Genomic DNA, 11,677 nt, shown 5'->3' on the forward strand with positions numbered 1-11,677 from the left:
GGAAGCGTCGCGCGCCATGATGGCCGCACGCCAAACGCCGCACGCCACACCCGCTTCGCCTCTGCCGACGAACTCTTTGCTGATCTTGAAAAAAAACAGCAACCAGTAAACGAGCGACCTGGCTGCAGGGTGCCGACTTTACCAAGGCGTTTCTGAAAGATTGGCAACGCTCGTCTTGCTCTGGACGTTTTGACATGGTGCGGCTCAAGGTGGCCATGATGTTGCTTATTGCCAATGATGCCCTGCTTGGCCCGGAATGGCTGGATTACAGCCTGAAGCGTGAGTGGGCAGATTACAGTGAGTGTCACATCGTTGGTGACTTCCTGCGGATCTACCAGCTTGATGCCAACTGGATCAACCTTGTTCGCTCCGGCACGCATTCTGAGCTTTTCGGCATTTGACGATCTATAAATCGAGTGCGTCAGGCGGCAAAGACCCGTTGCTGTCAGCCACGATTGGCAGCCTACCGGTTGCTCTGTTCAAATCCAGTCAAAAGCCCTTCGTGGTATTGGGCTAGATGCCCGAGGGAGTCGCATCTTTTCTCACTTGACTTGCTTGCAAGCGGCCCTTGAAGGGAAGAATTTGTCGATGCCTTGTTGCGCATGATGTACGGATGATTGGCGTACACTCGGCTTATCTGCTATTTGAGCATTTTTCAATAAGGATGAAGACCATGCCAATCAATACCAGCTCTCCCATCAAGGCCAGAAGCTCACGGCTTGAGGCGCGCATTAGCCACGAACAAAAAGCGCTGTTTCAGCAGGCTGCGATGCTCTCCGCTCGAAGCTTGAGTGAGTTTGTGGTCGCCAGTGCCCAAGACGCTGCGAACCGAATTATCGAAGCGCATGAAACCATTCGGCTTGAGCGCGAAGACCAGATTCGGTTCGTCCAGACCCTGCTCAATCCACCAGAACCCAATGCTCGCCTGCGTCAAGCTGCCCTACAGTACCGCACCCTGTTAAGCGCTTAAAACTGTGCTCACGACCTCTTGGCGAGTGCTTGCGCTACAAAAAGAGCACGAGCGTCAGAACTTCACCTGCGGTAGCCCGGCGCTTGAGCGTTATCTCAAGAACCAGGCTCGCCAGGACAGCGAAAAGCGCGTCGCCGCTGTATTTGCGCTGGTCCAGCCGCCAGCCTATCAAGTGTTGGGCTACTTCACCCTGTCAGCGTCAACCATCCATGCCGATGAAGTACCGCCAGATTTAGCGCGCAAACTTCCTCGCTATCCACAATTGCCCGTCACGCTACTGGGACGATTGGCCGTCGATCAAGGACTCAAAGGTCAAGGGATGGGGCAGTTCTTGCTCATGGATGCACTGCACCGCAGTCTGCAAGCGGCCGCTAGTATTGCAGCCATGGCTGTTGTGGTTGATGCCAAAAATGCATCAGCAGCAGATTTTTATCAGCACTTTGGTTTCATACCCTTGAACCGGTCGAGCAGTAGGTTGTTTTTGCCGATGCTGACCATCGCGACACTTTTCGATTAGCTTTCGTTGTCACCGTGTCGCACTACTGCTTGCGCCGCATGGCGGTCACCCAAGCAATCGCGCAGCTACCTAATCCTGCGCGCTTCCATGTAGTAGCGCTTCTCGTGCGCCTGCCCCAGCGAAAACGTCTTGCGCGGCAAAGCGCCCTCCAGGATCACGGTTTTGAACAGGTCGGATTTGTGCATGCCGGCCAGGTAAAAGCCAGCGTTGCCCGGCTGGTGGGCCAGGCGCGCCAGCACGTCTGCGCCATGCACGTAATCGATTGATTCAGCGCCACCCTGCTGCATAAACCCATCAAGAAAATTTTGCAGCGTACCGACCGGCAGGTTCGATGCCGGTTGCGCCACTTCAAGCACGCCAAAGCCCTGCCCGCCGCCGATCAAACCGATGGCGTGGCTGGCACCCAAGGCACCATCCACGCGCGCCTGCATGGCTTGGACGGACGGCATGGCGGTATAGCTGAAACCGGTGCCAAAGGCAGTCTTCATTTCAAGCAGCAGGTCTTTTTTCAGGCCGAACAGCACGCGGTGGATGGCCTCGAATTGCAGTGCCTCGTCGTGCACGTTTTCAACTTCGACCAACGCGTAGCGGCTGGGATGATCCAGCCCGAAGCGCGCCTTGTTTTTCTCCCAGATCGCCTTGGCCGTGGCCAGCGAATGGTTGCCGTCGCCCATGGCAAACAGCAGCACCGGCTGCTCGGGGCCCACACCATAACGGGCGGCAAAGCGCTCTGGTTGTGCCAGCGCCCGCAGCGCTGCCACCACGCGCTGCTGCGCCGCATCGGTGACGGCATAGCCGGCCAGGTGGCCGCCGCCTTGCATCAGCTCAACCTCGTACAGCGGCGCAAATTCGGCCTTGGCGGCGGTCAGCGGTTCAATCACGGTGTGGTCCGGGTCATCGATCAGCACCAGAATGTGCGGCAGCTCCAGCGCCGCCTGCTCCCGGATTTTGACGCGCGGCGGCAGGCGGTCAACAATGGTGCCCTCGGTGGCGCGGATCAGGCTGACTGAGCCCGCGCGGTAGTCATAAGCCTCAAGGTCCAGGCACAGCATCAGGCCGCGCCGGGTAATGCCAGCCACGCTGCGCTCCACAAAAACCATGCCCTCAAACGGTAGCAGCACGCCATCGTTCAGGTAATCTGTCATGGTCTGACCAATCGCGGCAATGCGCTCATCGGCCCCCGGCTTGCCAAGGTACACCTCCGGAAAGATCAGCTTGAGCGTCGAGGGCGCCGCGCCCACCTGTTGTTCAAGCTGGTGCCAGTACTGCGGCTCTGCCGTGAATTGGTCGCAGGCAATCACCGCCCACTTTTGCAGGTCGATGCCGGGTTTGGGCAAATAGACCTGCGGAATCTGGATGCCAATGTCGCTGAATATTGTCATGGTTGCACTTTCGCCTTGCCAAGTGAATCGAGTTTTCAAAGGTGTCGATTGTTGACCAAGATCGGGCGTTTGAAATCCGTGGCCGGCAACTCATGCACCCAAACAAGTCCGTTAACTGACGGGCTTGTTTGAGACCACAATTTTCAGCACGCTGCTAGCATGTGGGCCTATTTGAAAAGCAAGACCATGCAAGTCTCCATCCGCGAGCTCAAAGCCAACCCGGCGCGCGCCATTGCCCTGATGCGCTCCGGGCAGCGCGTGCAAATCACCTCGCACCGAAAAGTGGTGGCTGAACTGGTGGCACCCGCACCCGTGACTCCGCCCCCGCGCGAATTGACTGATGAAGAGGCGATTGCGCAATGAATGGGATCGATACAGCAAACTTGCTATTGACCACGCGTTGATCATCACAGCCGGCGAACTCGCCCTGAGCTTCGGTCTGCGCGCCTACGACAGCCTGCAACTCGCCAGCGCCCAACGCGCACACAGTCAGGCCGGCAACACCCTGACGTTTGCTTGCTTTGACAAACAGCGCAATGCCGCAGCCACTGCCCTTGGCATCAATACCCTGAACCCCATGTAGAATCCGCATCCGTCAGGAGAGAGCCTGCCCTTGAGGCGGGCCGCCGAAGGCGCAGAGTGGCTGATCGCAGCCGTTTGAACGCTCAGGCAAAAGGACTGACAACCGTCACGGCGTCGCCAGACTCTGTAGCGTATCCCCACTGGAGAGAGGTTCATATTGGCGCTTGGCGCTGATGCGAATCCACCGAAGGAGCAACCCGAATCCTGCGCGCCCTGCGTGCCCGGTAACGGCGAATCTCTCAGGTAAAGCGGACAGCGGGGGCAGTCCATGGCATTGACACCGCGTCAGGCCCTGGAATTTGATTTGCCCCCTGCTCTATTGGAGTCCCGATGTCCGCCACGCCTGACGACCTGCTCAAAGTCCCCCTGAACGATTTACACATTGCCCTGGGCGCCCGCATGGTGCCTTTTGCCGGCTACAGCATGCCGGTGCAATACCCCGAAGGCCTGATGGCCGAGCACAAACACACCCGCAGCGCAGCCGGTCTGTTCGATGTGTCGCACATGGGCCAGTTGCGCCTGGTGGGGCCGGATGCCGCAGCGGCCTTTGAGAGCCTGATTCCGGTCGATGTGATTGACCTGGGCGTGGGCAAACAGCGCTACGGCCTGCTGCTCAACGACGCGGGTGGCATCATTGACGACTTGATGTTTTTCAAAAAAAGTGCCAACGAGCTGTTTGTGATCGTCAACGGCGCCTGCAAGGTGGGCGACATTGCGCACATTCAGGCCAAAATCGGCAGTCGTTGCCAGGTCATCCCGATGCCCGAATTTGCCCTGCTGGCATTGCAAGGCCCGCAAGCCGTGATCGCCCTGTCGCGCCTGGCGCCGGGCGTCGAAAAACTGGTATTCATGACCGGTGGCAGCTTCACCGTTGACACGGGTGCGCAAAAGATCGACGTGTTCCTGACCCGCAGTGGCTACACCGGTGAGGACGGCTTTGAAATTTCGGTGCACGCTTCACAAGCCACGGCGCTGGCCCAGGCCCTGCTGGCACAGCCTGAAGTCAAGCCGATTGGTCTGGGCGCGCGCAACTCCTTGCGCCTCGAAGCCGGGCTGCCGCTTTATGGCAACGACATCGACAGCACCACCACGCCGGTCGAGGCTGGACTGCAATGGGCCATCCAGAAGGTACGCCGTGCCGGTGGTGCCCGCGCCGGTGGCTTTCCGGGTGCCGACAGAATTCTGGCGCAGTTGGCGGGCGAACCGGATTCGGTCACGCGCAAGCGCGTCGGGCTGAAAGCGCTGACGCGTGTGCCGGTGCGCGAGCATGTTGAGCTGCAAAACCTGGCCGGTGAGCGCATCGGCGAAGTCACCAGCGGCCTGCTCGGCCCAACCATCGACCAACCCATTGCAATGGCTTACGTACCGCCAAACCTGGCCGCCCTGGGCAGCCAGCTCAACGCCATGGTGCGCGGCAAACCGGTCGCCATGGAAGTGGTCGCCACGCCGTTTGTGCCCACCCACTATTTCCGCGGTTAAGCTCTTTTTCACCCTCACTTTCCCATTTCATTTTTCAGAGAATCACCATGACGATCAAATACACCCCCGACCACGAATGGATCAAGATTGACGGCGACACCGCCACCGTCGGCATCACCCACCACGCGCAAGACGCCCTGGGCGATGTGGTGTTTGTTGACCTGCCCGAAGTGGGCAAAGCCTACGCCGCCAAAGACGCTGCCGCCGTTGTTGAGTCGGTCAAAGCCGCTGCCGACGTCTATATGCCCGCCAATGGCGAGGTCACCGAGGTCAACGAGGCCCTGCGCGACGACCCCTCGCTGGCCAATTCCGACCCGCTGGGCACCGGCTGGTTCTTCAAGGTCAAACTGGCCAACCCGGCTGACCTGGACGCGCTGATGGATGAGACCAGCTACACCACCTACTCGGCTGACGCACACTGAGCGTATCGCCATTGCGAGCCTCTCCGAATCAGGCCCGATACCGCACACGGACCTTGAATAAGGGGGCCGTCACTGCGAGCGTAGCGCGGCAGTCTATGCAGTCCGGGGCCATGGATTGCTTCACTGCGTTCGCAATGACGGGGCTGTTCATGGAAAAGAGCGCAGCGACGCGGCAATCCAGGAATTCATGGATTGCCACGCTTCGCTCGCAATGACGCAAAGCTTGGCTGCCACTGATCCTTTTTTCTTTTACATCACTTACGGGTCTCACCATGTCCACGCCCTCCCCATCCCTCGTCGAACTGGAAAACTCCTGCGAATTCATTGCGCGCCACATCGGCATCGACGCGGCCGACGAAGCCATCATGCTGAACACCGTGGCGGCGGCGTCGCGCGCGGCACTCATGAATGAAATCGTCCCGGCCAGCATCGCCCGCAGCCAGCCCATGGCCATCCCTGCACCCATCACCGAGGCCGCCGCGCTGGCCGAACTGAAAGCCATGGCGGGCAAGAACAAGGTGCTCAAAAGCTACATCGGCCAGGGCTACTACGGCACCCACACGCCCGGCGTGATCCTGCGCAACATCCTGGAAAACCCCGCCTGGTACACCGCCTACACCCCCTACCAGGCCGAGATCAGCCAGGGCCGCATGGAGGCGCTGGTCAACTTTCAGACCATGGTGATGGACCTCACCGGCCTGCCCATGGCCAATGCCTCGATGCTCGACGAAGCCACCGCCGCCGCCGAGGCCATGACCATGGCCATGCGCGCCAGCAAGTCCAAATCGACCACCTTCCTGGTCGATGCCGAGGTGCTGCCACAAACCCTGGCCGTGATCCAGACGCGCGCTGAGCCGCTGGGCATTAGCGTCAAGCTGTGCCACAACAGCGACGAATTGGCGCAAGACAGTTTTGCCGTGTTGCTGCAATACCCTGGCACCAGCGGTGTGGTGCGTGATGACCGCGCGCTGATTGCGGCTGTCAAGGCTCGCGGCGGCCTTGTCATCATGGCGGCCGACCTGCTGGCGCTCACGCTGTTGACCTCGCCAGGTGAACTCGGTGCCGACATTGCCGTGGGCACCACGCAGCGCTTTGGCATGCCGATGGGCAACGGCGGCCCGCACGCCGCCTACATGGCCTGCCGCGACGAGCACAAGCGCACCATGCCCGGCCGGCTGGTGGGGGTCAGTGTCGATAGCCACGGCAACCCGGCCTACCGGCTGGCGCTGCAAACGCGCGAACAGCACATCCGCCGCGAAAAGGCCACCTCCAACATCTGCACCGCGCAGGTGCTGCCGGCGGTGATTGCCAGCATGTACGCGGTCTATCACGGCCCGCTTGGTTTGAAACGCATCGCGCAGCGCGTGGCCACGCTGACCGCCGTGCTGGCTGCGGGCTTGAAGACGCTGGGCTACACGCTGGTCAACGATGCTGCCTTTGACACGCTCACCGTGAGCACGGGTGACGCCACCGCAGCCATCGCCGCCAAGGCGCGCGCCGCCGGTGCCAACCTGCGCCAGGCCTCCAGCAACGCTTTGGGCGTGTCGCTCGACGAGACCACCACCCGCTTGGAGGTCGAACAACTCTGGGGCTTCTTCGCCAAGCCCGGCCAGACCCTGCCCCAAGTGGCTGACTTTGAACAAGCCACGGCCAGCCTGTTGCCCGCTGCCCTGTTGCGCACCAGCAGTTACCTGACGCACCCGGTGTTCAACACCCACCACAGTGAGACCGGCATGCTGCGCTACATCCGCCGCCTGTCCGATTTCGACTTGGCGCTGGACCGCAGCATGATCCCGCTGGGCAGTTGCACCATGAAACTCAACGCCACCAGCGAGATGATGCCCATCACCTGGCCCGAGTTTGCCAACATCCACCCCTACTGCCCCGAAGACCAACGCGCGGGTTACGCCGAGTTGGACGCGCAATTGCGCGCCTGGCTCTGCGAGGCCACCGGTTACGCCGGCATCAGCCTGCAACCCAACGCCGGCAGCCAGGGCGAATACGCCGGCATGATGGCCATCCGCGGTTTTCATGCAGCGCGCGGCGAGGGCCAGCGCAACATCTGCCTGATCCCGAGCAGCGCGCACGGCACCAACCCCGCCAGCGCCACCATGGCCGGCTTCAAAGTGGTGGTCACGGCGTGTGATGCCAACGGCAATGTCGATATGGCCGACCTCAAGACCAAGTGCGAGCAGTACAGCGCCAATCTGGGCGCCATGATGATCACCTACCCCAGCACGCACGGCGTGTTCGAGACCAGCGTCAAGGAACTTTGCGCCCTGGTGCACAGCCACGGCGGGCGGGTTTATGTCGATGGTGCCAACATGAACGCGCTGGTCGGCCTGGCCGCACCCGGCGAATTCGGCGGCGACGTGAGCCACCTGAACCTGCACAAGACCTTCTGCATCCCGCACGGCGGCGGCGGCCCGGGTGTTGGCCCCGTTTGTGTGGTGGCCGACTTGGTGCCGTATTTGCCAGGCGATGGTGTTGGCGCGGTATCCGCTGCGCCTTTGGGCAATGCGGCCGTGCTGCCGATCAGCTGGATGTACTGCCGCATGATGGGCGCATCCGGCCTGAAGGCCGCCACCGAGGTTGCCATCCTGAGCGCCAACTACATCAGCGTGCGCCTGCAAGCGCATTACCCCACGCTCTACACCAGCGTCTCTGAAGCCGGTAAGCCCGGGCGTGTCGCGCACGAGTGCATTCTTGACCTGCGCCCCTTGAAGGAAAGCAGTGGCGGCGCCCACGGTATCACCGCCGAAGACGTGACCAAGCGCCTGATGGACTACGGTTTTCATGCGCCCACGCTGAGCTTTCCGGTGCCCGGCACGCTCATGGTCGAGCCCACCGAGAGCGAAACGCTTGACGAGCTTGACCGCTTCATTGATGCCATGATCGCCATCCGCGGCGAGATTGCCAAGGTCGAGCAAGGCGTCTGGCCGCAGGGCAACAACCCGCTAAGCCACGCGCCGCACACGGCCGCCACGCTGCTGGTGGAAAGCTGGGACCGACCCTACAGCAGGGAGCTGGCAGCGTTCCCGGTGCCCAGCTTGAAGCAGTCCAAATACTGGGTGCCGGTGGGGCGCATCGATAACGTCCACGGCGACCGCAACCTGTTCTGCAGTTGCGTACCGCTGGCGTGAGCGCGTCCGTATCGGCCGTGCCGATCATTCGCCCGCTGGACCCGGGCGAATCGTTCTTTTACATGTCGGACCAGGTGTCCTGCATGAACTTTGTGGTTTTTGCCGAGCGCCGCGGGCATCTTGAGCCCGAGCGCCTGCGCGCTGCGCTCGATCTGCTGCAACAGGAAAATTTGTTGCTGCAAGCCAGCATCCACTGGAGCCAGGAAAACGGCCTGTGCTTCACTCAGGCGCCTGGCGCGGCGGTCGAACTGCGCTGCCACAGCGTGACGGCCGACAACTGGCAAGGCTGCATCGAGCAACAACTCTCCGAGCCGTTTGAGATTGAGACCGCGCCGTTGATGCGCTGCCTCTATCTGGCAATGCCCGAGCGCTCGGTGCTGGCGCTATGTTTTCACCACGCCATTGCCGACGGCCGCGCCGGTACCGCGCTGCTGCGCCGAATGCTGGCTGTGATGGCCACACAGGCCAAACCAGCGCCGCTCGTCGGCCCGCTCGCCCTGCCCGCCATGGCCGACCTGCACCCGCCCCGTTTTCGCTGGGCCGAGCAGCCGGACCCAGCCAAGCAGCTCAGAGGCACGCTGATCACCGACTACCGCCGCCACGGCCCGCTGCCCGCCATTGCCTGGTTGGCCAGCGAAGCCACGGGCAGAACACCCCGCTTTATCCGCCTGAGCTTTGCGCCAGCGCTCACCGGGCGTCTGCTCGGTGCAGCGCGCGCGCACGGCACCACCGTGCACGGCGCCTTGTGCGCGGCGCAACTGCTGGCGCAGCGCCAGTTGCAGGCAGACACCGAAGCCAGCACATTTTTTCTGTCCTGCCCGGTGGACATGCGAGCGCATTTGGACCCGGCGCCACCGGCATCGCCCACCGGCTTGTTCGTGTCATTGATTTCTGCCACTTTCTCGGTCAGTGCCGACACAGATTTTTGGCAACTCGCGCGCGACATCGTCACCCAGACCCGGCTGCAGATTGCGCGCGGTGAAGGCCATCTTTTGTACCATCTGTTCGGGCTCGACGGCACGCCGGTGCTGCCGGAACGGCTCGACGCCTTCAGACAAAAAACACTGGCCTCGCTGCCCAACACCATGGTCAGCAATGTGGGCGCCATTGCCACCGTGGCCGAAGACCCTGCGGTCGAAGCCATCTCATTTGCGCTGTGCCCCATGCCCTACCAGACGCTGTTCACCGCAGCCAGCAGCTACCAGGACCAGTTGGTGCTCAACGTGGGTTTCGATGCCGCCCGGATCACCGAGTCCGACGCCCAGGCCCTGGCGCAGCACATCCGGCACCTCTTATCGACCCATTAAACTCGGCCACCTCCATTCAACTTTGATTCCATGACTTATTGCGTCGCCATCAAACTCAACGCCGGACTGGTTTTTTTGTCCGATTCACGCACCAACGCCGGTCTGGACCAGATCAGCACCTTTCGCAAGATGATCGTTTACGAAAAGCCTGACGACCGCTTCATGGTGCTGCTGTCGGCCGGTAACCTGAGCATTTCGCAGTCGGTGCGCGAAATCTTGCAGGTTGAAAAACTCAAGGACCACGACGAGGATGAGGGCATCACGATCTGGAACGCCAAAAGCATGTTCGACGCGGCGCGCGTGCTGGGTGCGGCCATTCGCCATGTGTACGAGCGCGACGCCGCCGCGCTCAAACTGGCCGGGGTCGATTTCAATGTGTCACTGATTTTTGGCGGCCAGATCAAGGGCGAAGGCATGCGCCTGTTCCAGCTGTACTCGGCCGGCAACTTCATCGAGGCCACGCCCGAGACGCCGTATTTCCAGGTTGGCGAATCCAAATACGGCAAGCCTGTTTTGGACCGTGTGATCACGCCGCAAACGCCGCTCAACGAAGCCGCCAAGTGCGCGCTGGTGTCGATGGACTCGACCCTCAAAGCCAATCTGTCGGTGGGTCTGCCGCTGGACATGGTGGTCTATGAAGCCAACCAGTTCCAGACCGACAAGGTGGTGTGCATTGATGAGCACAACCCCTACTTCAAGATGATGCGCAACAGCTGGGGCGCCAAGCTGCGCGAGGTGTTTGACAGCATCGAAGACCCGATGTGGAACGGCGAGCAAACCGCCGTGCCGCTGATGCAGCCCGCCAGCCGCAGCCAGGTGCTGAAAAAAATCAGCTCGCCGCAAGAAAAATTAATTTAATTCCTTTGCTCTGTCCGCAACTGATCACGATGCGCACCGTAACGCCCCTCGTTTTTTCCCACGCCAACAGCTTCGGCGCAGCCACTTACGGCGTGCTGTTCGAGGCCTTGAAAGCACGCCGCTTTGACGTGGCTGCCATTGACAAATATGGCCACGACCCACGTTACCCGGTCAGCAACAACTGGCCGCATCTGGTGCAGCAGTTGATCGACTTTACCCGACAGCGGGTGGACAATGCCGGTGCGCCCGTTTTTCTGGCAGGTCATTCGCTGGGCGGCTTTTTGAGCTTGATGGCAGCCAGCCAGGCGCCCAATCTGGTGCGCGGTGTGCTGTTGCTCGACGCGCCCCTGGTGGGCGGCTGGCGCGCGCAGGCGCTGGGCCTGGCCAAACGCACCCAATTGGTAGGATCGGTGTCGCCGGGAAAGCTCAGCCGCAAGCGCCGCCAGTACTGGCCCAACTTTGAGGCCGCGCTGGCCCATTTCAAAAGCAAAAGGGCTTTCGCCAAATGGCACCCGCAAGTGCTCGAAGACTACATTGCCCACGGCACGCACGACGAGACGGTCAACGGAAACACCCAGCGTGTCCTGAGCTTCAACCGCGACATTGAAACTGCCATCTATAACACTCTGCCCAGCAATCTCGAAGCGCTGATCAAGCGGCACCCGGTTAAATGCCCGGTGGCGTTCATTGGCGGCACGCGCTCGTCCGAAATGCGACAGGTCGGGCTCGAATTGACTCGGCGCGTCACGCAGGGCCGTCTCATGATGCTCGACGGCAGCCACCTGTTTCCGATGGAAAAACCACTGGTGACGGCGGCGGCCATCGAGGCAGCTTTGCTCAATCTGCAAAACCTCGGGTAGGGCTGCCTTCAGGCCGACCAGTTCACCGTGCCGCTCCAGGCGGTGGCCAGCACCACGATGCCAAAGACAATGCGGTAGTAGGCGAAACCGACAAAGCTGTGCGTGGAAATAAAGCGCAGCAGCCAGCGGATGCACAGCCAGGCGCTAAAGAACGACA

Annotated in this window: 13 protein-coding genes and 2 riboswitches; of the genes, 11 read left to right on the top strand and 2 right to left on the bottom strand. The window is 61.3% G+C overall.

The genetic code is table 11. The annotated features are described in order from the left end of the window. Positions 1-122 precede the first annotated feature (122 nt). The 3 genes from IBX54_RS08200 to IBX54_RS08210 all read left to right on the top strand — a co-directional run bounded on the left by IBX54_RS08200 (position 123) and on the right by IBX54_RS08210 (position 1,487). Positions 123-401 (top strand): type II toxin-antitoxin system YafQ family toxin, encoded by a 279-nt coding sequence (locus tag IBX54_RS08200; RefSeq protein ID WP_296542190.1) that lies wholly within the window; start codon positions 123-125, stop codon positions 399-401. Between the two features lie 272 nt (positions 402-673). Further along, positions 674-970: a DUF1778 domain-containing protein gene (locus IBX54_RS08205; protein ID WP_296542179.1), complete on the top strand. Its 297-nt coding sequence runs from the start codon at positions 674-676 to the stop codon at positions 968-970. 4 nt (positions 971-974) lie between these two features. Beyond that, a complete protein-coding gene (locus IBX54_RS08210) occupies positions 975-1,487 on the top strand; it encodes a GNAT family N-acetyltransferase (RefSeq protein WP_296542180.1) in 513 nt (170 codons plus the stop codon). 65 nt (positions 1,488-1,552) lie between these two features. Here IBX54_RS08210 and IBX54_RS08215 read toward each other — a convergent pair whose 3' ends face one another. Then, a complete protein-coding gene (locus IBX54_RS08215) occupies positions 1,553-2,869 on the bottom strand; it encodes a DUF1015 domain-containing protein (protein WP_296542181.1) in 1,317 nt (438 codons plus the stop codon). A 186-nt stretch (positions 2,870-3,055) separates the two neighbouring features. On the opposite strand from IBX54_RS08215, the gene IBX54_RS08220 reads away from it, so the two are divergent. The 8 genes from IBX54_RS08220 to IBX54_RS08255 all read left to right on the top strand — a co-directional run bounded on the left by IBX54_RS08220 (position 3,056) and on the right by IBX54_RS08255 (position 11,520). Then, a complete protein-coding gene (locus IBX54_RS08220; RefSeq protein WP_296542182.1) occupies positions 3,056-3,232 on the top strand; it encodes a hypothetical protein in 177 nt (58 codons plus the stop codon). 37 nt (positions 3,233-3,269) lie between these two features. Beyond that, positions 3,270-3,452 (top strand): type II toxin-antitoxin system VapC family toxin, encoded by a 183-nt coding sequence (locus IBX54_RS08225; protein WP_296542183.1) that lies wholly within the window; start codon positions 3,270-3,272, stop codon positions 3,450-3,452. Between the two features lie 3 nt (positions 3,453-3,455). Continuing rightward, a riboswitch (glycine riboswitch) is annotated at positions 3,456-3,560 on the top strand. A 21-nt stretch (positions 3,561-3,581) separates the two neighbouring features. Continuing rightward, positions 3,582-3,717, top strand: a riboswitch (glycine riboswitch). Positions 3,718-3,781: 64 nt separating this feature from the next. Further along, complete coding sequence (gene gcvT / locus IBX54_RS08230; RefSeq protein WP_296542184.1) at positions 3,782-4,930, top strand: glycine cleavage system aminomethyltransferase GcvT; 1,149 nt, start codon at positions 3,782-3,784, stop codon at positions 4,928-4,930. 47 nt (positions 4,931-4,977) lie between these two features. Beyond that, positions 4,978-5,352 (top strand): glycine cleavage system protein GcvH, encoded by a 375-nt coding sequence (gene gcvH, locus IBX54_RS08235; protein WP_296542185.1) that lies wholly within the window; start codon positions 4,978-4,980, stop codon positions 5,350-5,352. 272 nt (positions 5,353-5,624) lie between these two features. Beyond that, positions 5,625-8,495 carry an aminomethyl-transferring glycine dehydrogenase gene (gene gcvP, locus IBX54_RS08240; protein WP_296542186.1) on the top strand — a complete coding sequence of 957 codons (2,871 nt, stop codon included), beginning with the start codon at positions 5,625-5,627 and terminating at the stop codon, positions 8,493-8,495. Then, positions 8,492-9,802 (top strand): condensation domain-containing protein, encoded by a 1,311-nt coding sequence (locus tag IBX54_RS08245; protein ID WP_296542187.1) that lies wholly within the window; start codon positions 8,492-8,494, stop codon positions 9,800-9,802. The genes gcvP and IBX54_RS08245 overlap by 4 nt, the downstream gene beginning before the upstream one ends. 30 nt (positions 9,803-9,832) lie before the next feature. Then, on the top strand, positions 9,833-10,660 hold the full coding sequence (locus IBX54_RS08250) for a proteasome-type protease (protein ID WP_296542188.1): 828 nt from the start codon (positions 9,833-9,835) through the stop codon (positions 10,658-10,660). A gap of 29 nt (positions 10,661-10,689) precedes the next feature. Further along, a complete protein-coding gene (locus tag IBX54_RS08255) occupies positions 10,690-11,520 on the top strand; it encodes an alpha/beta hydrolase (RefSeq protein WP_296542189.1) in 831 nt (276 codons plus the stop codon). 8 nt (positions 11,521-11,528) lie between these two features. On the opposite strand, the gene IBX54_RS08260 is transcribed toward IBX54_RS08255, so the two are convergent. Next, a partial coding sequence (locus IBX54_RS08260) for an undecaprenyl-diphosphate phosphatase (RefSeq protein ID WP_367141820.1) occupies positions 11,529-11,677 on the bottom strand: 149 nt, incomplete at its 5' end.

Origin of the sequence: Rhodoferax sp. (assembly GCF_014859475.1) — a bacterium.
Classification (GTDB): domain Bacteria; phylum Pseudomonadota; class Gammaproteobacteria; order Burkholderiales; family Burkholderiaceae_C; genus Rhodoferax.

Excerpts from the sequence above, each read along its gene's own strand:
- gcvP (WP_296542186.1), top strand. The coding sequence starts at position 5,625 with ATGTCCACGCCCTCCCCATCCCTCGTCGAACTGGAAAACTCCTGCGAA.
- gcvH (WP_296542185.1), top strand. The coding sequence starts at position 4,978 with ATGACGATCAAATACACCCCCGACCACGAATGGATCAAGATTGACGGC.
- IBX54_RS08250 (WP_296542188.1), top strand. The coding sequence starts at position 9,833 with ATGACTTATTGCGTCGCCATCAAACTCAACGCCGGACTGGTTTTTTTG.
- IBX54_RS08205 (WP_296542179.1), top strand. The coding sequence starts at position 674 with ATGCCAATCAATACCAGCTCTCCCATCAAGGCCAGAAGCTCACGGCTT.
- IBX54_RS08220 (WP_296542182.1), top strand. The coding sequence starts at position 3,056 with ATGCAAGTCTCCATCCGCGAGCTCAAAGCCAACCCGGCGCGCGCCATT.
- IBX54_RS08255 (WP_296542189.1), top strand. The coding sequence starts at position 10,690 with ATGCGCACCGTAACGCCCCTCGTTTTTTCCCACGCCAACAGCTTCGGC.
- IBX54_RS08215 (WP_296542181.1), bottom strand. The coding sequence starts at position 2,869 with ATGACAATATTCAGCGACATTGGCATCCAGATTCCGCAGGTCTATTTG.
- gcvT (WP_296542184.1), top strand. The coding sequence starts at position 3,782 with ATGTCCGCCACGCCTGACGACCTGCTCAAAGTCCCCCTGAACGATTTA.